The sequence below is a fragment of the Amycolatopsis sp. NPDC049252 genome, from assembly GCF_043197175.1.
Classification (GTDB): Bacteria; Actinomycetota; Actinomycetes; order Mycobacteriales; family Pseudonocardiaceae; genus Amycolatopsis.
The window spans coordinates 30,300-53,881 of the sequence record NZ_JBICSQ010000014.1 but is presented as its reverse complement, the minus strand read 5'-3'; the positions used below and the strand labels follow the sequence as shown (position 1 = coordinate 53,881).

At 72.5% G+C, this 23,582-nt stretch carries 22 protein-coding genes; 7 read left to right on the top strand and 15 right to left on the bottom strand.

Going from position 1 to position 23,582, the window contains the following annotated elements:
- Nucleotides 1–3: 3 nt before the first annotated feature.
- Entirely contained in the window at nucleotides 4–327 is a 324-nt protein-coding gene (locus ACGFMK_RS18510) for a DUF3017 domain-containing protein (RefSeq protein ID WP_392764277.1), read from the bottom strand.
- Nucleotides 327–1,199, bottom strand: a complete 873-nt coding sequence (locus tag ACGFMK_RS18505; RefSeq protein ID WP_392764274.1) for a bifunctional methylenetetrahydrofolate dehydrogenase/methenyltetrahydrofolate cyclohydrolase — start codon at nucleotides 1,197–1,199, stop codon at nucleotides 327–329. The genes ACGFMK_RS18510 and ACGFMK_RS18505 overlap by 1 nt, the downstream gene beginning before the upstream one ends.
- A 187-nt stretch (nucleotides 1,200–1,386) precedes the next feature.
- On the opposite strand from ACGFMK_RS18505, the gene ACGFMK_RS18500 reads away from it, so the two are divergent.
- Nucleotides 1,387–4,206, top strand: coding sequence for a glycohydrolase toxin TNT-related protein (locus tag ACGFMK_RS18500; RefSeq protein WP_392764273.1), 2,820 nt, complete (start codon nucleotides 1,387–1,389; stop codon nucleotides 4,204–4,206).
- A gap of 50 nt (nucleotides 4,207–4,256) precedes the next feature.
- Here ACGFMK_RS18500 and ACGFMK_RS18495 read toward each other — a convergent pair whose 3' ends face one another.
- Nucleotides 4,257–4,844 carry a pentapeptide repeat-containing protein gene (locus ACGFMK_RS18495; protein ID WP_392764269.1) on the bottom strand — a complete coding sequence of 196 codons (588 nt, stop codon included), beginning with the start codon at nucleotides 4,842–4,844 and terminating at the stop codon, nucleotides 4,257–4,259.
- A gap of 44 nt (nucleotides 4,845–4,888) precedes the next feature.
- The gene (locus ACGFMK_RS18490; protein WP_392764267.1) at nucleotides 4,889–5,371 is read right to left on the bottom strand and encodes a VOC family protein; all 483 of its coding nucleotides are present in this window, start codon (nucleotides 5,369–5,371) and stop codon (nucleotides 4,889–4,891) included.
- A 76-nt stretch (nucleotides 5,372–5,447) separates the two neighbouring features.
- Between ACGFMK_RS18490 and ACGFMK_RS18485 the strand changes: the two genes are divergently transcribed.
- From ACGFMK_RS18485 to ACGFMK_RS18475, 3 genes are read left to right on the top strand one after another with little or no spacing between them, the layout of a single operon-like run.
- Nucleotides 5,448–6,287, top strand: a complete 840-nt coding sequence (locus ACGFMK_RS18485) for a helix-turn-helix domain-containing protein (RefSeq protein ID WP_392764264.1) — start codon at nucleotides 5,448–5,450, stop codon at nucleotides 6,285–6,287.
- Complete coding sequence (locus ACGFMK_RS18480; protein ID WP_392764261.1) at nucleotides 6,253–6,681, top strand: acyl-CoA thioesterase; 429 nt, start codon at nucleotides 6,253–6,255, stop codon at nucleotides 6,679–6,681. The genes ACGFMK_RS18485 and ACGFMK_RS18480 overlap by 35 nt, the downstream gene beginning before the upstream one ends.
- A 31-nt stretch (nucleotides 6,682–6,712) precedes the next feature.
- Complete coding sequence (locus ACGFMK_RS18475) at nucleotides 6,713–7,435, top strand: class I SAM-dependent methyltransferase (RefSeq protein WP_392764258.1); 723 nt, start codon at nucleotides 6,713–6,715, stop codon at nucleotides 7,433–7,435.
- Nucleotide 7,436: 1 nt separating this feature from the next.
- Here ACGFMK_RS18475 and ACGFMK_RS18470 read toward each other — a convergent pair whose 3' ends face one another.
- The 5 genes from ACGFMK_RS18470 to ACGFMK_RS18450 form a co-directional block, all read right to left on the bottom strand.
- A complete protein-coding gene (locus ACGFMK_RS18470) occupies nucleotides 7,437–10,763 on the bottom strand; it encodes an error-prone DNA polymerase (RefSeq protein ID WP_392764255.1) in 3,327 nt (1,108 codons plus the stop codon).
- Nucleotides 10,764–11,744 (bottom strand): hypothetical protein, encoded by a 981-nt coding sequence (locus ACGFMK_RS18465; protein ID WP_392764252.1) that lies wholly within the window; start codon nucleotides 11,742–11,744, stop codon nucleotides 10,764–10,766.
- A 2-nt stretch (nucleotides 11,745–11,746) separates the two neighbouring features.
- Nucleotides 11,747–13,303, bottom strand: a complete 1,557-nt coding sequence (locus ACGFMK_RS18460) for a DNA polymerase Y family protein (protein ID WP_392764548.1) — start codon at nucleotides 13,301–13,303, stop codon at nucleotides 11,747–11,749.
- A gap of 466 nt (nucleotides 13,304–13,769) precedes the next feature.
- Nucleotides 13,770–14,477 carry a hypothetical protein gene (locus ACGFMK_RS18455; protein ID WP_392764249.1) on the bottom strand — a complete coding sequence of 236 codons (708 nt, stop codon included), beginning with the start codon at nucleotides 14,475–14,477 and terminating at the stop codon, nucleotides 13,770–13,772.
- Nucleotides 14,478–14,631: 154 nt separating this feature from the next.
- Nucleotides 14,632–15,195 carry an HD domain-containing protein gene (locus ACGFMK_RS18450; RefSeq protein ID WP_392764246.1) on the bottom strand — a complete coding sequence of 188 codons (564 nt, stop codon included), beginning with the start codon at nucleotides 15,193–15,195 and terminating at the stop codon, nucleotides 14,632–14,634.
- A 55-nt stretch (nucleotides 15,196–15,250) separates the two neighbouring features.
- On the opposite strand from ACGFMK_RS18450, the gene ACGFMK_RS18445 reads away from it, so the two are divergent.
- The 3 genes from ACGFMK_RS18445 to ACGFMK_RS18435 are packed head-to-tail and all read left to right on the top strand — an operon-like array spanning nucleotide 15,251 to nucleotide 17,049.
- Nucleotides 15,251–15,739, top strand: coding sequence for a GNAT family N-acetyltransferase (locus tag ACGFMK_RS18445; RefSeq protein WP_392764244.1), 489 nt, complete (start codon nucleotides 15,251–15,253; stop codon nucleotides 15,737–15,739).
- Nucleotides 15,740–15,784: 45 nt separating this feature from the next.
- Nucleotides 15,785–16,546 (top strand): hypothetical protein, encoded by a 762-nt coding sequence (locus ACGFMK_RS18440; protein ID WP_392764242.1) that lies wholly within the window; start codon nucleotides 15,785–15,787, stop codon nucleotides 16,544–16,546.
- Complete coding sequence (locus tag ACGFMK_RS18435; RefSeq protein WP_392764240.1) at nucleotides 16,543–17,049, top strand: GNAT family N-acetyltransferase; 507 nt, start codon at nucleotides 16,543–16,545, stop codon at nucleotides 17,047–17,049. The genes ACGFMK_RS18440 and ACGFMK_RS18435 overlap by 4 nt, the downstream gene beginning before the upstream one ends.
- Nucleotides 17,050–17,052: 3 nt before the next feature.
- On the opposite strand, the gene ACGFMK_RS18430 is transcribed toward ACGFMK_RS18435, so the two are convergent.
- The 6 genes from ACGFMK_RS18430 to sucD all read right to left on the bottom strand — a co-directional run bounded on the left by ACGFMK_RS18430 (nucleotide 17,053) and on the right by sucD (nucleotide 23,581).
- Nucleotides 17,053–17,784, bottom strand: coding sequence for a hypothetical protein (locus tag ACGFMK_RS18430; RefSeq protein ID WP_392764238.1), 732 nt, complete (start codon nucleotides 17,782–17,784; stop codon nucleotides 17,053–17,055).
- Between the two features lie 29 nt (nucleotides 17,785–17,813).
- Nucleotides 17,814–19,376 (bottom strand): bifunctional phosphoribosylaminoimidazolecarboxamide formyltransferase/IMP cyclohydrolase, encoded by a 1,563-nt coding sequence (purH, locus tag ACGFMK_RS18425; RefSeq protein WP_392764235.1) that lies wholly within the window; start codon nucleotides 19,374–19,376, stop codon nucleotides 17,814–17,816.
- The gene (gene purN / locus ACGFMK_RS18420; protein ID WP_392764233.1) at nucleotides 19,366–19,983 is read right to left on the bottom strand and encodes a phosphoribosylglycinamide formyltransferase; all 618 of its coding nucleotides are present in this window, start codon (nucleotides 19,981–19,983) and stop codon (nucleotides 19,366–19,368) included. Before purN ends, purH begins: the two co-directional genes overlap by 11 nt.
- Nucleotides 19,984–20,062: 79 nt before the next feature.
- Nucleotides 20,063–21,556, bottom strand: a complete 1,494-nt coding sequence (locus tag ACGFMK_RS18415; RefSeq protein ID WP_392764230.1) for a DUF6350 family protein — start codon at nucleotides 21,554–21,556, stop codon at nucleotides 20,063–20,065.
- Between the two features lie 147 nt (nucleotides 21,557–21,703).
- Entirely contained in the window at nucleotides 21,704–22,483 is a 780-nt protein-coding gene (locus ACGFMK_RS18410; protein ID WP_392764227.1) for a DUF5336 domain-containing protein, read from the bottom strand.
- Nucleotides 22,484–22,690: 207 nt separating this feature from the next.
- Nucleotides 22,691–23,581, bottom strand: coding sequence for a succinate--CoA ligase subunit alpha (gene sucD, locus ACGFMK_RS18405; protein ID WP_323329617.1), 891 nt, complete (start codon nucleotides 23,579–23,581; stop codon nucleotides 22,691–22,693).
- Nucleotide 23,582 lies beyond the last annotated feature (1 nt).

The window sequence follows — 23,582 nt, the reverse complement described above, 5'->3', positions numbered from 1 at the left end:
GGACTAGGACGAGCTGAACGGGCCGCCGGTGATCGTCAGGGCCACGAAGAGGATCAAGGCGGCCAGGCCCACGTAGGTGATGATGTCGACGACCTTGCCGCGGATCGCCAGCAGCCCGGCCCTCTCCGTCGACAGCACCGCCCGCAGCACCGCGGCGACGAGGAGCGCGGCGCCGATCAGCGCCGCGCCCTCGCGCCAGTGGTACTGGAAGATCCGCAGGGCGGCGACCGCCGCCACCACCAGGACCGCCGCGAACGGCAGCTGGGTGAACCTCGCCTGCCGTGGCCGGCGGTCCCGCTGGTCCCGCCGGTCTTCGGTCATCGTCATCAGCCCTGAGCGCCTTGAACGCCGCGGATCGAGCGCTCCGCCGCTTCGACGACGTTGCTCACCAGCATCGCCCGGGTCATCGGGCCGACACCGCCGGGGTTCGGCGAGATCCAGCCCGCCACCTCCGCCACGTCCGGGTGAACATCGCCGGTGAGCTTGCCGTCCACGTGGGACACACCGACGTCGAGCACCGCGGCGCCCGGGGCGACCATGTCCGGCGTGATGATCCCCGGCACCCCGGCCGCGGCGACCACGATGTCCGCGCGGCGGACTTCGGCGGCGAGGTCGCGGGTGCCCGTGTGGCACAAGGTGACGGTGGCGTTCTCGCTGCGGCGGGTCAGCAGCAGGCCCAGCGTGCGGCCGACGGTGATGCCGCGGCCGACGACGGTGACGCGCGCGCCGTTCAGCTCGACGCCGTGGCGCTTGAGCAGCTCGACGATCCCGTACGGCGTGCACGGCAGCGCGCCGGGCTCGCCCAGCACGAGCCGGCCGAGGCTGACCGGCGCGAGGCCGTCGGCGTCCTTGTCCGGGTTGACGCGCTCCAGCACGCGGTTCGCGTCGAGGTGCTTCGGCAGCGGCAGCTGGACGAGGTAGCCGTGACAGGCCGGGTCGGCGTTGAGGTCGTCGATGACGGCTTCGAGCTTCTCCTGGGTGATGTCGGCCGGCAGGTCGCGGCGGATCGAGTTGATCCCGATCTTCCCGCTGTCCGCGTGCTTCATCCGCACGTACGAGTGCGAGCCCGGGTCGTCTCCAACCAGGACAGTGCCCAGGCCCGGCGTCACCCCCTTCGCGGCCAGCGCCGCGACGCGCGGCTCGAGCTCCGCGAAAATGGCGTTCTTGGTGGCCTTGCCGTCGAGAATCTTCGCCGTCACGGGGTCCATTCTGGCAAAGGGGCCCCCGCGCGTCGCTTCCAGGCGTACGCGGTCGCAACGCGTAGAGTGATCGCTACTCCCGAGCGGTCCCCGGTGATCTTGCCCGCGATCAAGCTGTGATCTATGGCACGTCGCATCTCCCGAGGTCAGACCGTGTGCCGCCGGGCGGCGGAGCGGCAAAACCCACATGCGGGGTGCACTCGCGCGCGCGAACAGTCAAAATGTCCCCGTGGCACAACCGACGACGCAGTTGAACGCGACGGAGCAGGACACCCTGGTCAAGCAGATCGGGCTGGCTTTGCTGCGCGCCGCCCCCCGCGACTGGCGCAAGGTCAGCGCGGAGTACCGAGCCGTCGGGAGGTACCACGAGCTGACCGGCGAGATCGTCACCGAAGACGGCACGGTGCACGAATGGCTCGCCACCCACGACATCGCGACCCTCTTCGGGCGGTTGCGCGGTGGCATGTACCGCGACGGCCGAGGCACCTGGTTCAACGCGCGGTACCAGCTGGACCACCCGTCCAGCTACAACCTCGAGTACAACCGCGACGAACCCGTGTGGAACCTCGCGCCGCCCCCACAGGCCTATTCGGACGAACTGCGCATGTTCCCCCGCACGGAGGAGAACGTGCCCGAGTGGCTGATCCGGCGGATGTCCGGGCTCGGCCCGGAGCAGCCCGGCCCGCACTTCCGGATCGCCCGGATCTTCGACACGATCGGCCCGGCGGGCCGTCCGGTGATCAACCGGCCGGAGCTCGAGGTCGACGAGCAGGACCGCCTGCTGGAGTACCTGAACCGCGCGCCGCTGGTCGTCACCGAACGCGGTTACGACATCGACCGGCTGGCGCAGGCTCCCGAGGCCACCGTCCCGGTCGCGTTCCACAGCGACGGCCAGTGGATCTGGCCCGCCGCCGTCAACTTCTACCTCGACAAGTACGGCGTCTCGCCGGAGCCGGACCTGGTCGAGCACGTCCGCGCGGTCGGCTTCAAGCTGCCGCCGGTCGACGAGCCGACGCTGCAGGCCGCCGGGGCGTACCTGACCCGGGGCAACCAGCAGCCGCCGCAGCAGCGCCCGGCCGGGCCGCCGCCGCAGGGACCCCCGCCGGGCCCGCCGCCGCAGCAGCAGATGCCGCAGCAGCAGGCACCGCCGCCGGCCCCCGCGGGCCCGCCGCCGGCCGCGATGGCCGCCGCCGCAGCGGCGGCACCGTCCGCCGCGCCGCCGCAGCAGCAGGAGCCGCCGGCGCAGGTCGAGCCGCCGTTGCTGACGCACGGGGCCGAGCCCGAGGCCCCGGCCGAGGAGCACTACGAGGACGAGGCGCACGACGGGCAGCAGGAGTACGCCGAGGACGGCTACGACGACCAGGAGTTCGAGGACCGCTTCGCCGAGGACGACCAGTACCCCGAAGACGGCCACTACGAGCAGGCCGGATCGAACGGCACCGCACCGGAACCCGGCCGGGTGCCGGACCTCGACGAGACCGCGGAGTACGTGCCCGATCAGCCGATCGGGGACGAGCCGGGCCGCGGGGCCTTCCAGCCGCCGCACGACGGCGTGGCGTTCGACGGCGGTCAGCCGGAGCAGGACGACGAGCCGTCGCACGCCGCCTTCCCGCAGGGCCGGCACGAGGACGACGCCGCGTTCCAGCCGGACGAGGAACCAGCCCACGCCGCCTTCGAGCCCACCCAGGACCCCGCCGGGCGGACCGTGTTCCAGCCCGCCGGTCCGCAGCACGACGACGAGCCGTCGCACGCGGCGTTCCAGCCGGACCAGGAGGACGAGCCGGCGCACGCCGCCGCGTTCGACCCGGGCCCGCCGACCATGATCACCCAGCCCGAGGTGCCCGGCGTGCTGCCGGTGCCGGAGCCGCCGGCCGCGCAGGCCGAGCCTGCCCCGCAGGCGGCCCCGCGATCCGGCCGCCGGGCGCTGCGCCGCGAGACCCCCGACCACCCCGTGCTGGCCGGGCTGCAGACCAAGCTGGACGAGCTCGACGTCCCGGAAAGCGGCTACAAGCTGGGCGAACCCGCCGAGCACGGCTGGAGCGTCGAGCAGGTCGAGGACGGCTGGCGCGTCGGCTGGTACGACGGCAAGCTCAGCAACCCCGCGGTCTTCGGCGACGCCGAGGACGCGGCCGCGTTCATGCTCGGCAAGCTGCTGCTCCACCCGGAGGGCCACGTGCCCGCCGAGGAGCCGCCCGCGCCGGAGCCCGAACCGGAACCGGAACCCGAGCCCGAACCGGAACCGGCGCCGCAGCGGGTCGTCGCGACGCTGTCGCCGGAGATCGCGACCGGCTCCTACCCGGTCCGCAAGCCCGAGCCGGTGCCCCCGCAGGAGCAGACGGCGTTCACCAGCGCCGACGAGCTGTTCGGGGACCTCGAAGACGACGAGCCGCCGACCCCGCCCCGGCCGTCCGGCCCGCCCGCACCCGCGCCGGTGCCCGCCGGGCCGCCGCCGGTGGCCCAGCAGCTCGCGCAGCAGCAGGCCGGACCGCCGCCCGCGGCTCCGGCACCGCCGCGACGTGAGCCGCCGCAGGCCGCGCCGACGGTCCTGGCCCCGGTGCCCCAGGGCGCCCCGATGATCCCGCCGGGGACGTCGCCGCAGCGTCCGGAGCCGGCCCGCCCGGCCGTCAACGGCGGCGGTGGTGGCGGCAACCAGCAGTGGCCGATCGGGCCGATGTCCGGTGAGCCGCCGCTGACGCTGTTCCGCGGCAAGGAGCTGCGCGAGCTGCCCGCGGGCAGCGAGCTGGACCGCTTCGGCGGCCCGAACGGCAACCTGACGTACGCCGCGGGCACGCCGTTCGCGGAGCGGTCGCTGGTGCCGGAGTGGATCAACCGGCCGTACCACGTGTACCGCGTGCAGCGGCCGCTGGAGACGCTCGCCGGCGTCGCGATCCCGTGGTTCAACCAGCCCGGCGGCGGGTCGGCGTACCTGCTCCCGGCGTCGATCGAGGAACTGGTCGCCGACGGCGCCCTGCTCGAGCTCGACCCGGGTGAACCGCCGATCGACTGAGACTGTGAAAACCGGCGGCGAGCTGTGTGCTCGCCGCCGGTTTTCTTTGTCTAGCGGACGATCAGGCCGTGCGCGGCGGCGAAGGCGATCGCGGTCTCCATGTCGATCTGCGCGCCCCGGAGGTCGGCCTGCACCAGGGCGTTCGCGTCGAGCCGCGCGCCGCGCAGGTCCGCGCCGTCGAGCTTCGCGGCCTGCAGGCGGGCGCCCGTCAGGTCGCTGCCCCGCAGGTCCGCGCCGGTCAGGTCGGCCTCGGTCAGGTTGGCTTCGCGCAGCCGCAGCCCGGACAGCCCGAGCCGGCGTAGCCGCGCCTTCGCGAGCGACGCCAGCGAGAGGTCGCACTCGGTGAGCGCGATCCCGCCGAAACCGCTGTCGCCGAACGACGAACCCAGCAGCGAGCACGACGACCAGCGGCTGTCGACGAGCACCGTCCGGTCGAACGTGCACGAGCGGAACGCCGACGCCTCGTGCCGCGAGCGCGACAGGTCGGCGCGGCTGAAGTCGCAGTCGTCGAACGTGCAGCCGCGGGTCTGCAGCCCGCTCAGGTCCGCCCCGGTGAAGTCGCAGCCGGTGAACCGGCGCTTTTCCCACCACTGGCCGGACAACCCCGCTTCGCGGTAGTCCTCACCGGTTTCCAGCACGGCCCCAGGGTGTCACACCGCCGTGGCGACGCCGCAACCGTCCACTATGGACGGCGGTTGACCAGGTCCGCGCCCTGGACGTAGTTCATCGCCGCGACGTACTCGGGCAGCTGGGCGCGGCGCATCATCTCCGCTTCGTCCAGGTTCTCCAGCCGGGTCTGGATCCACCAGAGGTTGCCGAACGGGTCGCGCACCCGCCCGACGCGGTCGCCGAAGAACAGCTCCGTCTGCCGCGTCACCTCGATCGCGCCCGCCTCGATCGCCCGCCGCTGCGTCTCTTCGCTGTCCGGCACGTAAAGCCGCAGGTACGCCGGGGTGCCGGCCCAGCCGTCCGGGGAGTCGAAGGCCATCACGACCGCGTCGCCGACGCGGACCTCGGCGTGCCCGATCTTCCCGTCCGCGCCGACGACCCGGCCCAGCTCCTCGGCGTCGAAGGCGCGCTTCAGGAAGTCGAGCAGCCCGGCGGTGTCGTGGCCGATGATCCACGGGGTGACCGTCGTGTAGCCGTCGGGAACGGGGTTGACCATGGTTCCTCCTCTGTTGTCCGTGCGGGCAACGCTAAAGGCGAATTAGGACGGATCCTGACCGCTGCATACTGGCGTCATGGGAGTTCCGCTGCGGCCGCTGGCGGTCACCTCGCGCACGCGGTCGAGCTACCGCGAGTTCGCGCCGCCGCCCGCGCTGGCGGACGTGGTTGCCTGCGGCTGGCACGGGCGCACCGGCTGGGCGCGGCCGCTGCGTGTGCTCCCGGACGGCTGCGCGGACCTGGTCTGGGACGGCGACGCGCTCACGGTGGTCGTCACGGCCGGCGCGTCGCTGCGGCTGTGGGTGCCGGCCTCGGCGTCCCGCGTCGGCGTGCGGCTCCGGTGTGGCGCGGCGAGTGCGGTGCTCGGGACGCCGATGGCGGAGCTGCCCGCGGGCGCGACCCGGCTGAGCGACCTGTGGGGCGCCACCGCCCGACGCGCTTCGGACGTCCTGGCCGCCACCGAGGATCCCTTGGTGCAGCGGGAAGTCCTCGAAGGACTGGTCGCCGCGCGCGGCGCGGCTCCCGACCGGCGGGTGCTGGCCGCGGTCCACGCGCTGGGCGGGCCCGGGACGCGGACGGCCGACGTCGCGGGCGAGCTGGGTGTCAGCGACCGCGCGTTGCGGCGAAACCTGGCGCACGCGGTCGGCGCCGGGCCGAAGCAGGTGCACCGGATCCGGCGGTTCCAGCGGTTCCTGCGGCGGTTGGAGCCCTTGGCTGCCGGGCGGACGTCACTGGCGGCCGTCGCCGCGGACCTCGGGTACGCCGACCAGTCGCACCTCGGGCGCGACTGCCGCCGGCTGTCCGGCTCCTCCCCCGCCGCGCTCGTCCGCGTGGCCGAAAAGTTCCAGACGCCGCCCGCCGCGCGCCGCGAAGATCCGGGGCATGACCTTTCGCGTGACGATCGCGGTGCGCGCTGACGACCTCGACGTCAACGGCCACGTCCGCGGCCCGGCCTACCTCGCCTACGCCGACCACGCGCGCTGGTCGTGCGTCCAGGCCGCCGGGATCGACCCGGCCGAGCTGACCGCGCGCCGGATCGGGCCGGTCAACCTCGAGACGTCCGTGCGGTTCCGCCGTGAACTCCGCGGTGGTGCGGTCGAGGTCGGCTGCGAGTTCCACTGGGGCACGGGGAAGACGTCGCGGGTGACGCAGGAGTTCCGCACCTCCGACGGCACGCTCGTCGCCGAGGTCGAGAGCGTCTCGGGGCTGCTGGACCTGGACCGGCGGCGGCTGGTCGCCGACCCCGGCTCGTACTGGCGTGAGCTGGCCGCGCGTCCGGAGCTGCTCGGCCTGGCACCGAAAACGGGATGAGTTCTTCCGTGGCGGTCACTACGTTGGCGATGTGCCTGATCACGCCTTTGACGACGCCGGCCTCGCCGCGCTGTACGACGCCCTCAACCCGCGGGAGAGCTCCGGCGACTTCGAGTTCTACCTGCCGATGATCATGGCCGCGGAGTCGGTGCTGGACGTCGGCTGCGGCACCGGATCGCTGCTGCACTGGGCACGCGAGTCCGGCCACACCGGACGCTTGGTCGGGCTCGACCCGGCTCCCGGGATGCTCGCGCAGGCCCGCCGTCGTGACGACGTCGAATGGGTGCTCGGCGATTTGTCGACCGCGCGCTGGGACTGCGAGTTCGACTTCGCGGTGATGACCGGGCACGCTTTCCAAGTGCTGCTGACCGACGACGAGCTGCGGACGACGTTCGCGGCGATCCGGCGCGCGCTGAAGCCCGGCGGCCGCTTCGGGTTCGACACGCGCAACCCCGCGCGTCGCGCCTGGGAACGCTGGACGCCGGATCACGTGTGGCAAGTGGGCACGGTGCGTTCGTGGAACGACGCCGGGCCGTTCGAAGACGGCCTTGTCACCTTCAAAACGACCTTCGAGAGCCCGGACTGGGACGCGCCGCAGCACAGCGAGTCCACGCTGCGTTTCCTCGACGTGCCCTCGCTTTCCGCCTTCGTTGAAGAAGCCGGCCTGGTCGTCGACGAGCAGTACGGCTACTGGGACCGCACGCCGGTGACCGAGGCGAGCCCGGAGATCGTCACGATCGTCCGCCGCCCCTGAGTCACTGGAAGTCGCGTGACTTCGCCTTGATCCGCATCGGCAGCGCCTCGACGCGGTCGGCGAGGACGCTGACCACGCCGTCCGCCTTCTCGACCACGCCCCGGATCAGCAACGCCGGGCTGCTGCGCGCGACGCGGTGGTAGCGCTGCCACAGGCCGAGCGTGCAGATCACGTTGACCATCCCCGTTTCGTCCTCGATGTTGAGGAAGGTGATCCCGCCCGCCGTCGCCGGCCGTTGCCGGTGGGTGACCGCGCCGCCGATCAGCACACGCGCGCCGTCGTCGTGGTCGGCCAGGCGGTCGGCCGGCACGACACCGAGCGCGTCGAGGCGCTCGCGGATGAACTCCGTCGGGTAGCTGCCCGGGGACACGCCCGTCGCCCAGACGTCCGCCGCCGCGAGGTCGAGGCCGTCCATCCCGGGCAGCACCGGCGCCTGCGCGCTGATCAGGCCCGGGAGTTTCTCCGCGCGTTCACCGGCGACCGCGCCCGCGGTCCACAGTGCCTGACGGCGGTCGCCGCCGAAACTCTCGAACGCCCCCGCCGTGGCCAGCGCCTCGATCTGGGGTGTGGTCAGCCGGACGCGGCGGGCGACGTCGGCCATGTCGGTGAAGTCGCCCTTCGCCCGTTCGTCGACGATCTTCGTCGCCAGCTCCTCGCCGATCAGCCGGACGGTGCTCAGCCCGGTGCGCACGGCGTGCAGCTTTCCCTTGTCCGGCAACGCTTCGAGCGTCGCGTGCGGCAAGCTGCGGTTGATGTCCGGGCCGTGCACGGTGACACCGTGGCGGCGCGCGTCGGCGACCAGCGACTGCGGTGAGTAGAAGCCCATCGGCTGCGCGCGCAGCAGGCCGGCCAGGAACGCGTCCGGGTGGTAGAGCTTGAAGTAGGCGCTGGAGAACACCAGGTGCGCGAAGCTCAGCGCGTGGCTCTCGGGGAAGCCGAAGTTCGCGAACGCCTTGAGCTTCAAGAAGATCTTCTTCGCGAGCTCTTCCTCGACGCCGTTCACTGCAGCGCCTTCGAGGAACCGCTGCCGCAGCCGGTCCATCTTCTTCTCCGACCGCTTCGACCCCATCGCGTGCCGCAGCTGGTCGGCCTCCGCCGCGGTGAAGTTCGCGACGTCCAGCGCGATCTGCATCATCTGCTCCTGGAACAGCGGCACGCCCTTGGTCTTGCGCAGCGCCTTTTCCAGCAGCGGGTGGTCGTAGGTCCAGGTCTCCTTCTTCTGCTTGCGGCGGATGTACGGGTGCACCGAGCCGCCCTGGATCGGGCCGGGCCGGATCAGCGCCACCTCGACGGCGAGGTCGTAGAACTCGTCGGGTTTCAGCCGCGGCAGCGTCGCGAGCTGCGCGCGGCTCTCCACCTGGAAGACGCCGATCGCGTCGGCGCGGCCCAGCATCTCGTAGATCTTCTGGTCGGTGAGGTCGAGCTCGGCGAGATCGATCTTTTCGCCCTTGTAGTCCTCGACGAGGTCGAGCATGTAGTGCAGCGCCGAGAGCATGCCCAGGCCGAGCAGGTCGAACTTGACGAGGCCGGCGGCGGCGCAGTCCTCCTTCTCCCACTGGATCACGCTGCGGTTCGCCATCCGTGCCCACTCGACCGGCACGACCTGGCTCACCGGCTCCTGGCACATGACCATCCCGCCGGAGTGGATGCCGAGGTGGCGCGGGAAGTCCTCGAGCGCGAACGCGAGCTGCACGACCTCCTCCGGGATGTCGTGGTCGTGGTCCTTTTCCGTGGTGCGCAACGATCCCCAGCGGTCGATCTGCTTGCTCCAGGCGTCCTGCTGCCCGGGTGAGTACCCCAGCGCCCGCGCGGCGTCCCGGACCGCGGAGCGCGCGCGGTAGGTGATCACGTTCGCGACCTGCGCGGTTCTCAGGCGGCCGTGCTTCTCGAAGACGTACTGGATGGCCTCCTCGCGCCGGTCGGACTCGATGTCGAGGTCGATGTCCGGGTAGCCGTCGCGGTCCGGGGCGAGGAAGCGTTCGAAGAGCAGCTCGTGGGCGACGGAGTCGACCTTGGTGATGCCCAGGGCGTAACAGACGGCCGAGTTCGCGGCCGAACCGCGGCCCTGGCAGAGGATCTTGTTCTCGTTGCAGAACCGCACGATGTCCCAGACGATCAGGAAGTACCCGGGGAAGCCGAGGTCTTCGATGATGGCCAGCTCGTGCTCGATCTGTTTTCTCGCTCTTGCTTCGTGGTCCTTGCCGTCGAAGCGTTCTTTCGCGCCCTGTTCGGTGAGTTCGCGCAGGTAGGTCGTCTCGGTGTGGCCCTCGGGGACGTCGAAGGGCGGCAGCTTCGGCGCGATCAGCTTGAGCGGGAACGCGCATTCGATGCCCAGCAACGCCGAGCGCCGCACCGCACCGGGGTAGCGCCGGAACATGACGTCCATTTCGGCGCCCGAGCGGAGGAACGCGGCGCCGTCCGCGGGCAGCCAGCCCTCGAGCTCGTCGATCCCCCGCCGGGCCCGGATCGCGGCGAGCGCGTCGGCCAGCCGGGCCCGCTCGGGCCGGGCGTAGTGCGCGGCGGTGGTGGCGACGGTCGGCAGCCCGAACTCCTTCGCCAGCTCGGCCAGGAGGTCGTTGTGCGTGCTGTCGAGCGGCTGGCGGTGGTCGGTCAGCTCGACGTAGACGTTGTCGTGCCCGAATCTCTCGACGAGGTTCTTGAGGCTTTCCGCGGCGGCCGCCGCGCCGTGCGTGACGAGGGCCGAGCGCACCGCGCCCTTGCGGCAGCCCGTCAGCACCACGCACTGCCCGGCGACCTCCTCGGCGACCGCGCCGAGGTCGTAGACGGGCCGTCCCTTTTCGGCCTTGGGACTCTGGTTGTCGAAGCCGGACAGCTGCCCGGCGGTGATGGCGCGGCAGAGGGCCCGGTAGCCCTGGTCGCCGCGCGCCAGCAGCAGGAGATGCTCGCCTTCGGGGTCGGCGACGCCGTTCTGCGGGTTGCTCAGCCCGAAGCTGAGCTCGGTGCCGAAGACGGTGTTCACGCCGAGTTCCCGTGCGGCTTCGGCAAAGCGCACGACGCCGTACATGCCGTCGTGGTCGGTGAGGGCGATGGCGTCGAGGTTCAGCCGAGCGGCCTCCTCGACGAGTTCTTCGGGGTGGCTGGCGCCGTCGAGGAAGCTGAAGTTGGAGTGGCAGTGCAGCTCGGCGTAGGGCACCCGGACGGCCTCCCCGCCGTCGTCGCTGCCCCGTCCGGGCAGGTCACCGGGCCGCCGGTAGCCCTCGCGGTGACGGCCCCAGGCGGGACTGTCCCCGTGATCCCCGGGCGGCAGGTCCCCGTTCAGCCGCTGGGCGAGGTCCTTCCACGGGACGGGCGGGTTGTTCCACCCCATCTAGTGGCTCCGGTCCTCGTTGTTCTTGGCGGCCTCAAGCGCTTGGCGGCGGCTTCGCTCGATGGCGTCGTCGAGTTCCCGCCACGGGCGCTGCTCGTCGAGGGGGCTCCACCGGGTCGGCTGTTCGTCAGGGTCGTGCGGAGGCCAGCGCGGCTCTTCGGGTTCGGCCACGCGGTCGCGGATCTCGGCACGTGCGGCTTTCCGCCGGTGCCAGTTGGAGGGATGGTTCCAGCGACTCCGCTCCTCGGCCGCACTCCGGCTTTCCGCCTCCCGCGGCTGTACTGGGCTCCAGCTCTCGACCTCGCGCTGGATCTCCGGATCACCCAGCTGCCCCGGCCCGCCCGCCGCCATCCGGCCCTCCGGATCACCCAGCAGCTCCGGGCCACGACCTTCGGCCTCGGTCCGGCTCTCCGGATCAGCAAGCCGGTCTGGCCCGCCAACCGCAGTCCGGCCCTCCGGACCACCCCGCAACTCCGAGCCACAACCTTCGGCCTCGGTCCGGCCTTCCGGATCAGCAAGCCAGTCCAGCCCGCCAACCGCAGCCCGGCCCTCCGAATCACCCCGCAACTCCGAGCCACAACCTTCGGCCTCGGTCCGGCCTTCCGGATCAGCAAGCCGATCCGGCCCATCAACCGCAATCCGGCCCTCCGGATCACCGAGCCGGTCCGGCCCGTCGACCGCAGTCCGGCCCTTCGGATCACCCCGCAGTTCTGGGCCACAATCTTCGACCTCGGTTCGGCCTTCCGGATCAGCGAGCTGCCCCGGTCCATCGACCGCCGTCCGGCCCTCCACCTCGGTCCGGCTCTCCGGGTCGCGCGGCCACCCCAAGCCCCTTCGACCTCTCGTCGCGTTCTGGCGGCGGTTCTCCTCGGACAGGCGGGGCAGCGGGATCACCACGTCGTCGGATTCCGGGCGGGGCCGCGGTGTCCCCGGGTCGGCCAGCAACCAGTCGCGCAGCAGGCGTGCGTAGTCCTCGTCCATGCTCAGTCGTACACTCCCTCAACCGTCCACAAAGGATTTTCGGTGCCGGCGCAGCGCACCAGCACCGCTTCGGGTGGCTCGTCCGGTCCGCCGTCGCTCGCCAGCAGCAGCTGGAGCCGCGCGCGCTGCGGGCCCGGCCGCCGCCGGTCGCCCGCGAGCGGCCACGGACCTGCCCAGCCCACGACGTCCCGCTGCGTCCCACCGGCGACACTCAGCCGCCGCGGAGCCGCGGTCACCCACTCGCGGGCGGTGATCCCGACGGCGCGGCCGTCGGCGTCGAAGACCTGGGCGGGCACCGGCCGGTCGAGGACCGTCGCCGGCGACGGCGCCGGCAGACGTCCCGGCCAGGTGGCGTCGGCCGGCGTCACACCCTCGCGCGGGTCGCCCCACGGCACCAGCCGGATCCGGGCGGCCGGGTCGCGGCCGCCGTCGAGCAGCGGGGTGAGCACGCCTTCGGGCCCGAGCAGGCCCTGGACCCGCACGAACGCCCGCGCGGCGCGTTCGTTGTCCTCCTCCAGGCTCCCTTCGCCGCCCAGTTCGAGCTGCAGCGACCGGCCTTCGACGGTCTCCTCCGGCTCCAGCCGCAGCCGCATCACCCCGGACTTCGGCCGTCGGCCGGGCGCGGCCCGCAGCCAGCCCTCGAACTGCCAGCGGACGCGGTCGGCGACCCCGGCGGGCGTCAGCGGTTCCGCGCACCGCCAGACCCGGCCGAGCTGTTCGCCGTCCTCGGTGACGGCGTAGATGCCGAGCCGGGTGCAGGCCAGGCCGTGGCCGGCGAGGCCGGCGCAGAAGCGCGTGGCGAGGCCTTGGGCGAGGAACGTCGCGACGTCCACCCGCTCGATGACGGGGTCGAACTCCTCGGTGAGCGTCAGCTCCGGCGGCGGGCGGCGGCGCAGCGGCGGACGCTCGGAGCGTCCTCGCGCCAGCCGGTGCGCGAGCAGCCCGTCCGCACCGAACCGGTTGACGACGTCACGTTCCGGCAGCGCGGCGAAGGCGCCGAGGGTGCGCAACCCCAGGCGTCGCAGCAGATCGACCAGCTCCGCACGGTCGTCAAGCTCGGTGATGGGCAGCGGCGCGAGAAACTCGGCAACCCGCCCCGGCTCGACGAACTCACCCCGCCGAGCAGCGAGCGTCGCGGCGAAAAGCCCTTCGGCGACACCGACCTGGCACTCGACCCCCGCGGCGGCCGAAACCTCGTCGACAAGCCGTTCGACGAGAGCGTGTTCCCCACCGAAGTAGGAGGCGGCCCCGGCCACCGGAACGGCGACGAGACCCGGCCGCACAACCTCAACCCCGACAACCAGCGCCTCGACGGCTCGCGCGACGGCCTCGAACAACCGCGCATCACGACCGTCGTCGGCTCCGAAGACGGCCAGCTCCGGACACAGCGACTGGGCCTCGCGCCGCCGCATCCCCCGCCGCACGCCGTCCCGCCGCGCAACGGCATTGCAGGCGACAACCCGGTTGGCACTGAAAACGGCGGCGGCCCGGGTGACGGCAACACCACCGACAGCCGCGGCCGCGACGGCAGGCCAGTCGGGGCACCACAGGACAAGCATCCGGGTGGGGAGGTCGGAGGAGCGGCGTTGGCTGGGGACGGTCATGCGCCCTCCCCCGGCTGAGTCCGGATGGCGCCGATTTGTGGTGTTCCGGCGGCTGACACCACCGGCAGCTGGGCTCGCCCGCCCGCGGTGTGATCAGCGGGTCGACTCGCGTAATTGGAGAGCCGACACACGTGATTAGCGGGTCGACTCGCGTGACTGGGGAGCCGACACACGTGATTAGCGGGTCGACTCGCCGACTTGAACGGGCGGCTCCCGCACCCGGGCAGCGGGTTCGTGTGCTCGGGCGGGCAGCTCGCGTACCTGGACGGACAACTCGCGTACCCAGCCGGACGACACACGCACCTGGACGGACAACTCGCGTATCCAGCCGGACGACACGCGTACCTGGATGGACGACACACGTACCTGGAGAGTCGGACCGTGCACCCAGACGGTCGGGGCGGGGGCGTCCGGGGTGGGGTCATGCCGTCTCCTCGCGGAGCGAGGGTGCCGGGGCGAGGTGAGCGGCGGCGGAGCGGAGCGAGCCGTCGCGAGACGGGAGCCAGAGGTGCGCCGAGACCGGGCGGGCCGCCGCGCCGCGGCCTCGCGCCCGGACCAGCGCCCGGCGTTGGCGGAGGTGGCCGTAGCCGTCCTCCGGGCCTGACCAGGGTTCGAGGCGGCAGGACAGCTCGACGTCCGCGCCCGGCCAGGCGCCGAACGCCAGCAGGACCGCGCCTCGGTGGCGGGCCCGGGCCGACAGGCGGCGGGCTACCGCCGGCTGGATCGTCGACGTCGAGGCGACCACCAGGTCCACTCCGTCGAGCAGTGCCGCGAGCACCGCCGGGAGGTCCGCGCCCGGGCGTGGGACCAGGGCGAGCCGGGTGAGGTCCACGCCGTACTCGGCCGCGGCCGCCAGACCCAGTGAGGGCAGGCCGACCACCGCCGCCCACGACCCGGCGGCGGTGGCTTCGGCCAGCAGGGCGAGCAGCAGGGAACTCGCCCCGTGGACCGCCACCGTGGTTCCGCGCCGGAGCCCGGCAGCGGGCAGCAGCCCGGCCAGCGCCGGGGCGACCGGGAGCACCCTTCCCGTCACCCGCGCCTGGTCCGCCTGGGCCGCGACCCGGCTCGCCGTGCTGACCCCGGGCAGGGCCGCCAGCCGGGCCACCGGCGGCTCCACCACAGCGGTCACCGCACGCACCTCCCCACCAACGAACCGGAGACGACGGCCGCGCCTCTCCCAAAACACGACCGGCAACTCTGGTACGCCGCGGGGAAGGCGGCGGATCCATGTCGAACACCTGTTCGACGTGTTCAGTCAACCGCGAACCGCGAACCCTGTCAAGTCACCCACAAGTGGGGTACGACGCCTGGAAAGCCAGCCGCGCGTCGGCGCCCGCGGCGATCCCGTCGAGCACGTCGTCCAGGGCCATGAAGACCTGCCAGACCGGCTCGCCGCCGACCGCCGCGAGGTGCTCGGTCACCCGTTGCTCCAGGTCCGGGACGCGCTTCGCTTTCCACACCTTGTCCGCCAGGCTGACGAGCAGGTCCTCGAGGGTCACGTCGTCGGCGCCCCAGGAGCCGTGCGTCCGCGCGAACCGCGCCGACGCCTCCTCGACCCCTTGCGACAGCAGCAGTTCGTAGCCGGCCCGCTCGTGCGCCGAGCCCGGTCCGGACAGCTCCTCCGGGTGCCGGATCTTGCCGATGTCGTGCGTGGCCGCGCCGAACAGCACGGCCGGGCGATCGAACTCCGCCCGCGATCCGGCCCAGCCGGTCAGGGTGACGGCGACGTCGTGCACCGCCCGCAGGTGCGCGGCCAGGCGTGGCGGCGCGCCCAGCGACTCCAGCAGCGCCCGGGCCCGCGGCGGGAGCGGGGCCAGGCCGGGGACGTCGAGCGGGCCGGAAGTCACCCCGCCACCTTAATGAAGTTGCCCGCGCACAGTGGACCTCATTACACAGACACCCGTGGAGATCGAAGCAGCACGGCCCGAAGACTGTCCCGAACTGCTGGTCCTGCAGCGCTGCTGCTGGGTGCAGGAGGCGATCCTCAACGACACCCTCGACATCCCCGCGCTGCACGAGACCCTCGCGGACCTGCGGGACTGGACGAAGACGTGGTCGGTCTGGACGCTGCGGGACGGGCACCGGCTGATCGGCGCCGTCCGCGCCCGGCTCGACGGCGACCGCTGGGAGCTCGGCCGGCTGATGGTCGCGCCCGACTTCGCCGGCCGCGGGCTGGGCCGCCGGCTGCTCGCCCACGCCGAGGCGCAGGCGCCCGCCGAGGCGCGCCGGTTCGTCCTGTTCACCGGCGCCCGCAGCACCCGCAACATCACGATGTACCAGCGCGCGGGTTACCGGCTCACCGACCTCCCGGACGCGCCGGGGCACATCCGGGGCGCCGTCCACCTCGAGAAGGACGTCACACAGCGCGAAATCTCCGGTCCGCCCGCCTGACGCTGCGGGGTCGGCTAGATTCCCCGGTGACTTCTGGGGGTGACGATGACGAACGGACGCGGACGGCCGATCCTGTGGGCCGCCGGAGTGCTGGTCGTGGCGGGCGCGGTGCTCGCCGTCGTGCTCGCGAGCGGGAGCGGCGGGCTGCCCGGCGCGAAGGCCGCGGCCCCGGGTCCGACGACCGTGGGCGCGGAGTGGCGCACCTTCCGCGCCGAGGTCACCGGCATCCGCCCCGGCCCCGACAAGTTCAGCCTGTTCGTGCAGGTCGCGCTGCCCGGCAAGGACCCCGGCTGCGTCCGCGAGCCGCGGATCGAGCAGGTCGTCGAGGCGAAGACCGACATCCGCGCCGACGTCATCTACTCGACGCGGCCCGCGGCGGGCGGCTGCGAGGCCAAGGTCCCCGCCGAACTGCGGCTGAGCACGTCCGACCCGATCGCGGACCGGACGGTGATCCTCAACGCCGACAACGGCAACTCCTGGCACAAGCTCGGCGCGGGCTGGGGCCACTGCGCGCCGCAGGGCACCTGCGCGCCGCCCGCCGACCACTGCGACCCCGCCTGGATCGGCGCGGCGGCGTCCGCGGCCGGGGCCGCGAGCAGCGGCACGACCCGCGTCTGCGACGCGAACTGGCTGGTCCTCGACCTGCTGGTGCACCAGACCGAGCCGCCGTCCCGCACGGCCTTCCGCTGGAGCGACGCCGGGTGGACGTCGTTCGCGCAGGCCAAGAGCGCGGGCTGCACGGAGATCCGGGCGGCCGACCCGAAGTTCCCGACGGCGCTGTGCAAGGCCCTGCCGGCCCCCGCGTGATCGACGTCGTGCTGCGGCCCTTCCGCGAGGAGGACCTGCCCGTCCTGGACCGGTTCGCGACCGAGCCGGCGGTGCTCGGCGAGCACCAGTGGTCGGGTTTCACCGATCCGCGTGCCCGCCGCCGCCGCTGGGCCGAGGACGGTTTCCTCGGCGCCCGGGACACCGCGCCGGCCGTGGTGGCGGACGACGCCGTCGCGGGCATGGCGAGCTGTGAGGCGGCCGACCGCGGCGGGCCCGCGGGCGGCTGTTTCGAGATCGGGCTGACGCTCCTGCCGGAGCACCGCGGCCGCGGCACCGGGCTCGCCGCGCACCGGCTGCTCGTCGCGCACCTGTTCGCCGTCACCCGCGCGCACCGGCTCGAAGCGTTCACCGACGGCGAGAACGTCGCCGAGCAGAAGACGCTGGAACGGGCCGGGTTCCACCGCGAAGGCGTGATGCGCCAGGTCACCTGGCGCAACGGGAGCTGGCGCGACGAGGTGATCTACGCGCTCTTCCGCCCCTAGACGCTAACGCGGCAGCCGCTTGACGATCTCGGCGCCGACAGCCTTCACGGCGTCGTCCGCCTCCTGCTGGGGAATCGGCGAGTTCGAGAAGAACCCCTTGTCCCAGCCGGAAATCTCGACGGTGAAGACGTTCGTGCCCTTGAGCACGTGCAGTTCGGCGCCGCTGAACGCGCTCCGGGTGACCAGGCGGACGAGCGCCGCCTTGTCACCGAGGCCGCGCACCTCGGTCGGCGCCACCTCCGGCTTGGTCGGCATGAAGCCGTTCTTCGCCTGCTGCGCGGCGCCTTCGCCGGAGTACTCGACGACCCGGATGTTCATGGCGGCGTCGCGGACGTTCTCGTCCGGTCCCGGCTTGAACCCGCAGCCGATCTGCTTCAGGCCCGGCACGGACGCGGCACCCCCGGCGTTGGTGCCGGCGAAGCTCGGGAACCCGGCCTTCTCCAGCACCGGCGCCGGGATCTGGCATTCGCCGGGCACCGGCGACGACGACGGGGCCGCGCCGGTGCTCGTGTAGTAGTCACTCGCGAAGATGCCGAGCGGGATGCCGGCGCCGAGCAGCACCACGACCCCGCCGGCGATGCCGAGGATCAGCCCGGTCTTCTTTTTCCCGGGCGGCGGCACCGGACCGCCGAACCCGGGAGGCGGATAACCCTGCTGGGGTGGGTACCCGGGCTGCTGCTGCGGATAGCCCGGGTACCCCTGCTGACCTCGACCGTACTGCGGTGGTTGCTGCATCGAGCCCTCCCTCTCGAAGCGCGCGCGGGTCAGTGCGCGAAGTGCCGCGTGCCGGTGAGGTACATGGTGACGCCCGCCTTCTCCGCGGCCGCGATGACCTCGGGGTCGCGGACCGAGCCGCCGGGCTGCACGACCGCACGGACGCCCGCCTCGACCAGCACTTCCAGGCCGTCCGGGAACGGGAAGAACGCGTCGGACGCGCCGACCGAGCCCTTGGCCCGGTCACCCGCGCGGGAAACCGCGAGCCGCGACGAATCGACCCGGTTGACCTGGCCCATGCCGACACCGACGGTCGCGCCGTCGGCGGCCAGCAGGATCGCGTTCGACTTCACCGAGCGCAGCGAGCGCCACGCGAACTCGAGGTCACGCAGGGTCTGCTCGTCGGCCGGGGTGCCGGTGGCCAACGTCCACGACGCCGGGTCGTCGCCCGGCGCGTCGATCGCGTCGACGGTCTGCACGAGCACACCACCGGAGATCTGGCGGAACTCGATCGGGGCCGGGTGCGCGATCTCCGGCAGCTTGAGCAGCCGGATGTTCTTCTTGCGCTGCAGGATCTCCAGCGCCTCGGTGTCGAAGTCCGGCGCGAGCACGACCTCGGTGAAGACCTCGGCGATCTGCTCCGCGGCCTCGCGGCTGACCGGCCGGTTCGTCGCGATGACGCCGCCGTAGGCCGAAACCGGGTCGCACGCGTGCGCCTTGCGGTGCGCCTCGGCGACGTCGGTGCCGACCGCGATGCCGCACGGGTTGGCGTGCTTGATGATCGCGACGGCCGGCTCGGCGAAGTCGAACGCGGCCCGGCGCGCGGCGTCGGTGTCGACGTAGTTGTTGTAGGACATGGCCTTGCCGTGCAGCTGCTCGGCGTGGGCCAGGCCGGCCCGGTGTCCCTGGTACAGCGCGGCCTTCTGGTGCGGGTTCTCGCCGTAGCGCAGCACCTCGCCGCGTTCCCAGCTGATGCCGGAGAACTCGGGGAAGCCGGAGTCGTCGGCGGGCGCGTAGACGTTGGCGAACCAGGACGCGACGGCGATGTCGTAGGACGCCGTGTGCGCGTACGCCTGGGCCGCGAGGCGCTTGCGGTCGTCGAGGTCGAAGCCGCCGTCGGCGACGCGCTCCAGGACCCAGCCGTAGCGGGCCGGGTCGACGACGACCGCGACGCTGCCGTGGTTCTTCGCCGCGCCGCGGACCATGGCCGGGCCGCCGATGTCGATGTTCTCGACGCAGTCCTCGGGGCTCGCGCCGGAGGCGACGGTCTGCGTGAACGGGTAGAGGTTCACGACCAGCAGGTCGAACGCCGCGATGTCCAGCGTGCGCAGCTGCTCGACGTGGTCGGGGTTGCCCTGGTCGGCGAGCAGCCCGGCGTGCACCCGCGGGTGCAGCGTCTTGACCCGGCCGTCCAGCGACTCCGGGAACCCGGTGACCTGTTCGACCGGCGTGACCGGGACACCCGCGTCGGCGATGACCTTCGCCGTGCCGCCGGTGGACACGATCTCGACGCCGGCCGCGTGCAGGCCCGTCGCCAGGTCCAGGAGGCCCGCCTTGTCCGAGACGCCGATCAGCGCCCGGCGGACCGGGCGCCGTCCCAGGTCAGTGCTCACGAAATGTCACCTTTCGTCCGTCCACGGTGCAGCCACCGCGGCCGAGTCGCTCGATCGTTTCCACCAGCAGCCTGCGTTCGACGGCCTTGATCCGTTCGTGCAGGACGTCTTCGGTGTCGTCGTACTCCACGACGACGGCCTCCTGGGCGATGATCGGCCCGGTGTCGACCCCGGCGTCCGCGAAGTGCACGGTCGAGCCGGAGACCTTCACGCCGGCTTCCAGCGCGTCGCGGACCGCGTGCATCCCGGGGAACGACGGGAGCAGCGCCGGGTGCGTGTTGACCACCGTGAACCGGCCGAGGAACTCGCTCCCGAGGATCTTCATGAACCCGGCCGAGACGACCAGGTCGGGCTGGTAGGCGCCGACGGCCTCGGCCAGCGCCTTGTCCCAGGCGGCGCGGTCGGGGTGGTCGGCGACGCGGACCGTGAACGACGGGATGCTCAGCCGTTCGGCGCGGGTCAGCGCCTCGATGCCGGTGCGGTCGGCGCCGACGGCGACGACCTTGGCCGGGAAGCCGGACCGCCCGGTGGCGTCCAGCAACGCCTGCAGGAGGGTGCCGGAGCCCGACGCGAGCACGACGAGCTTCACCGGAGTGGGCAGCTCCAACCGTTGAGACAGAGCAGGCTCCTTAGCCGCCGGCGGTGCGCAGCCAGGGCGCACGGCGCTTCACCAGGTCACGTCAACCCTAACGGTCGGCCTCGCCCGGCTCGACGTCGCCGCAGGTCTCGGTGCCTCCGGTCACAGCCTCGTCGGGCTCCGGAGCGCCTTCCGGGTCTTCTTCCGGGCCGTCTTCCGGCTCGTCTTCGGCCGGGTCTTCGAGGCCGAGCTCGGCGTCCGCCTCGGCTTCGAACTCGGCGTCTTCGTCGACGACAGCGTCTTCATCGTCTTCGTCCTCTTCGGACTCTTCGAAGTCCTCGAGCGCTTCGGCTGCTTCGTCGGGGTCGACGTCTTCGGCGTCCTCGAAGGCTTCGTTGTCTTCAAGCGCTTCGGGCGGCGCGGGCGGCTCGTGCTCACCCGCGAAGAACGCCGTGAACGCGCCCGGGATGACGATCCAGCAGAACCCGACCACCGAGGCGACCCCGACGGGCACGCTCACCGGGTCGAACGGGCCGTCGCCGAGCCGTCCGCCGGACAGCGTCCCCAGCACGACGCAGCCGAGCGCGACCACCGTGCCGGCCACCGCGACCGTGCGGATGCGCTGGGCCGGGTCGGCGTCGACCTTGCGCAGCGACCACCCGACCAGCACGCCGGTCGCGGCCGGCAGCACCAGCAGGGCCGGCCACCAGGCGCTCGCGTGCTCGGGCAGCCCGCCGAGGATCGGGACGCCGGGGACGGTGCCGCCGTGGTAACCGAACATCCCGACGGTCAGGGGGCCGATCGAGAACCCGGGACCGGTGACGAACGACAGCGACGCCGTCACCGCGTTCGGCAGGTACATCAGGGACAGCAGGAAGAGCCCGAAACTGCTGCCGAACCCGGGCTCGTAGATGTCGGCCACGGTCGGCCAGGACACCGCGGTCGCCACGGTGAACACGGCGGCACCGCAGGCCACCAGCAGCGCGAGCCCCAGCCCGCCCGCCCGGATCCCGCGCAGGGCCAGCGGGTCGAGCCGCTCGGCGACGACGTCCGGCAGGCCGCAGGACCGCACGATGCCCACGGCCGCGGCGACGGCGGCGAGCAGCCCGGGCACCACACAGGCGAGCAGCGGGTTCGCGGTCACCGGCGAGCCCTGCGCGCAGAGCGCGATGACGAGCCCGAACGCCGCGTGCGCGGCGGTGGTCGCCACGAACACCGGCAGCGCCTCGCGCGCCGACCGGCAGCCGAGCCGCTGGGCGGCGCCGGACGCCGTCCGCGCGACCAGCGCGACCGCGCCCAGCGTCGGCAGCAGCGGCAGCAGGCCGAGCGGGTGCCCGCCGATTCCGAGGCGCACCTGGTGCGCGGCGAGCCAGCCCGGCCCCGCGGCCAGGAGCACGCCGAAGCCGGAGAAGACGGTGCGTTCGGCGGTGAGCGTGACCAGGGTCAGCACGGTGGCGACGACGGCGTAGCCGGTGACCAGCGGGCCGAGCGCCGCCGCGAGCAGCACCCGCAGCCGCGCCGCGCCGGTCGGTCCGACGTCGGGTTCGAGGTCGCTCACCGGCTCTTCGCGGGGGTCGCTGGTGAGCAGGTCCATGATCCGCACCCTGACATCCGGGCTGGTCCGTACGGGTGAGCCACGCCGCCTCCGGCCTGCGTGGGGAAGCTAACCCACCCGGTCGGGTAACCCCCGGAGTGCAAAACACCCGCTGTGACACGGAGGGTCACAGCGGGTGTTTCCGAGCAGCTGATGTCAGCTCGACTTGCCGAAGCCACCGGGCGGCGTGCCCGGGTTGTCCGACGGCGGCTGCTGGAAGAACTGGCCCTGCATCGGGGCGTACGTCGTGGCCTGCGGCCCCGGCGGCGGGTTGGTCGACGGCGGGTTCGGCGAGCCGTACTGGCCCGGCTGCGAGAACGGCGCCGGCGGCTCACCCGGCGCGCCGGCCTGCCCCGGCTGCTGCTGGCCGAACTGCGGCCCGCCCTGCTGGCCGTACTGCTGCTGGCCGGGCTGGCCGTACTGGCCGCCGTAGGACGGCGCGGCGGCCTTCGGCGCCGGCGGCTTGACGACGTCGTACTCGATGAGCAGCGCGCCGACCGCGACCAGCATCTGCAGGATGCCGAGGATCAGAATGACGGTGACGATGCCCGGGGTGGTGGGCAGCGAGACCAGCGAATCGAGCGCTTCGAGGGCGCCGAGCACGCTGAAGAGCGCGGCGAACGGCAGCGTCTTCGGGCCCTTCGGCAGCACGTGCAGCCCGGCGAGCAGGGCAGCGACCAGGAAGAAGGTCGTGGCCGAGCCGACGGCGGCGTTGTCGGAGAAGCCGAGGAAGTACTGCACGAGGCCGAAGACCGCGACGACCAGCGTGAGCAGCAGCGGCAGGTTCTGCGTCAGGTTCGCGGGGCCCGAAGGCGCCTGGTGCGAGTGCGGCGGCTGGTGCTGCTGCTGCGGGAAACCGCCGGAGGGCGGGGGTCCGGGGGGCTGCTGGCCGCCACCCTGCTGGGGGTAGCCGGGCCCGCCGCTGGGGAAGGTCATCGGGAAGCACTCCTGTCGGTTCGACCGGCACTCCGGGGCACGAGGGCACCCGGGGAAGACGAGGCGGCTTGCGTGCGCAGAACGCTAGCGCACTGAACGGCCGCCAGCCCATCAGACGCGTGAATACCTCGACAGGTTTCGTCCCGAAACGCGGAAGAGCCGGGCACCTCGTGGGTGCCCGGCTCGACCAGCGGTTACTTACCGAGATCAGCCGAGGCTGTTGTACAGCTCACGCGCCAGGACGGCGGTCTCGCTCGGGGTCTTCCCGACCTTGACGCCGGCGGCCTCGAGGGCCTCCTTCTTGGCGGCGGCCGTGCCGGAGGAACCGGAGACGATGGCGCCCGCGTGGCCCATGGTCTTGCCCTCGGGCGCGGTGAAGCCCGCGACGTAACCGACGACCGGCTTCGTCACGTTCTCCTTGATGTAGGCCGCGGCGCGCTCTTCGGCGTCGCCACCGATCTCGCCGATCATCACGATGACCTTGGTCTCGGGGTCCGCCTCGAACGCCTCGAGGGCGTCGATGTGCGTGGTGCCGATGATGGGGTCACCGCCGATGCCGACCGCGGTGGAGAAGCCGATGTCCCGCAGCTCGTACATCATCTGGTAGGTCAGCGTGCCGGACTTCGACACGAGGCCGATCTGGCCCGGGCCGGAGATGTCGGCCGGGATGATGCCGGCGTTCGACTTGCCGGGGCTGATCACGCCGGGGCAGTTCGGCCCGATGATCCGGGTCGTGCCGCCCTTCGCGACCGCGTGCGCCCAGAAGTAGGCCGAGTCGTGCACCGGGATGCCCTCGGTGATGACGACGGCCAGCGGGATCTCGGCGTCGATCGCCTCGACGACCGCGTCCTTCGCGAACTTCGGCGGCACGAAGATGACCGACACGTCGGCGCCGGTCTCCTTGATGGCCTCTTCGACCGTGCCGAAGACCTTGAGGTCCTTGCCCTCGATGGTGACGGTCTGGCCGGCCTTGCGGGCGTTGACGCCACCCACGATGTTCGTGCCGGACTTCAGCATCTTGGTCGCGTGCTTCATGCCCTCGGAGCCGGTGAGCCCCTGCACGATGACCTTGCTGTTCTCGTTCAGGAAGATCGACATC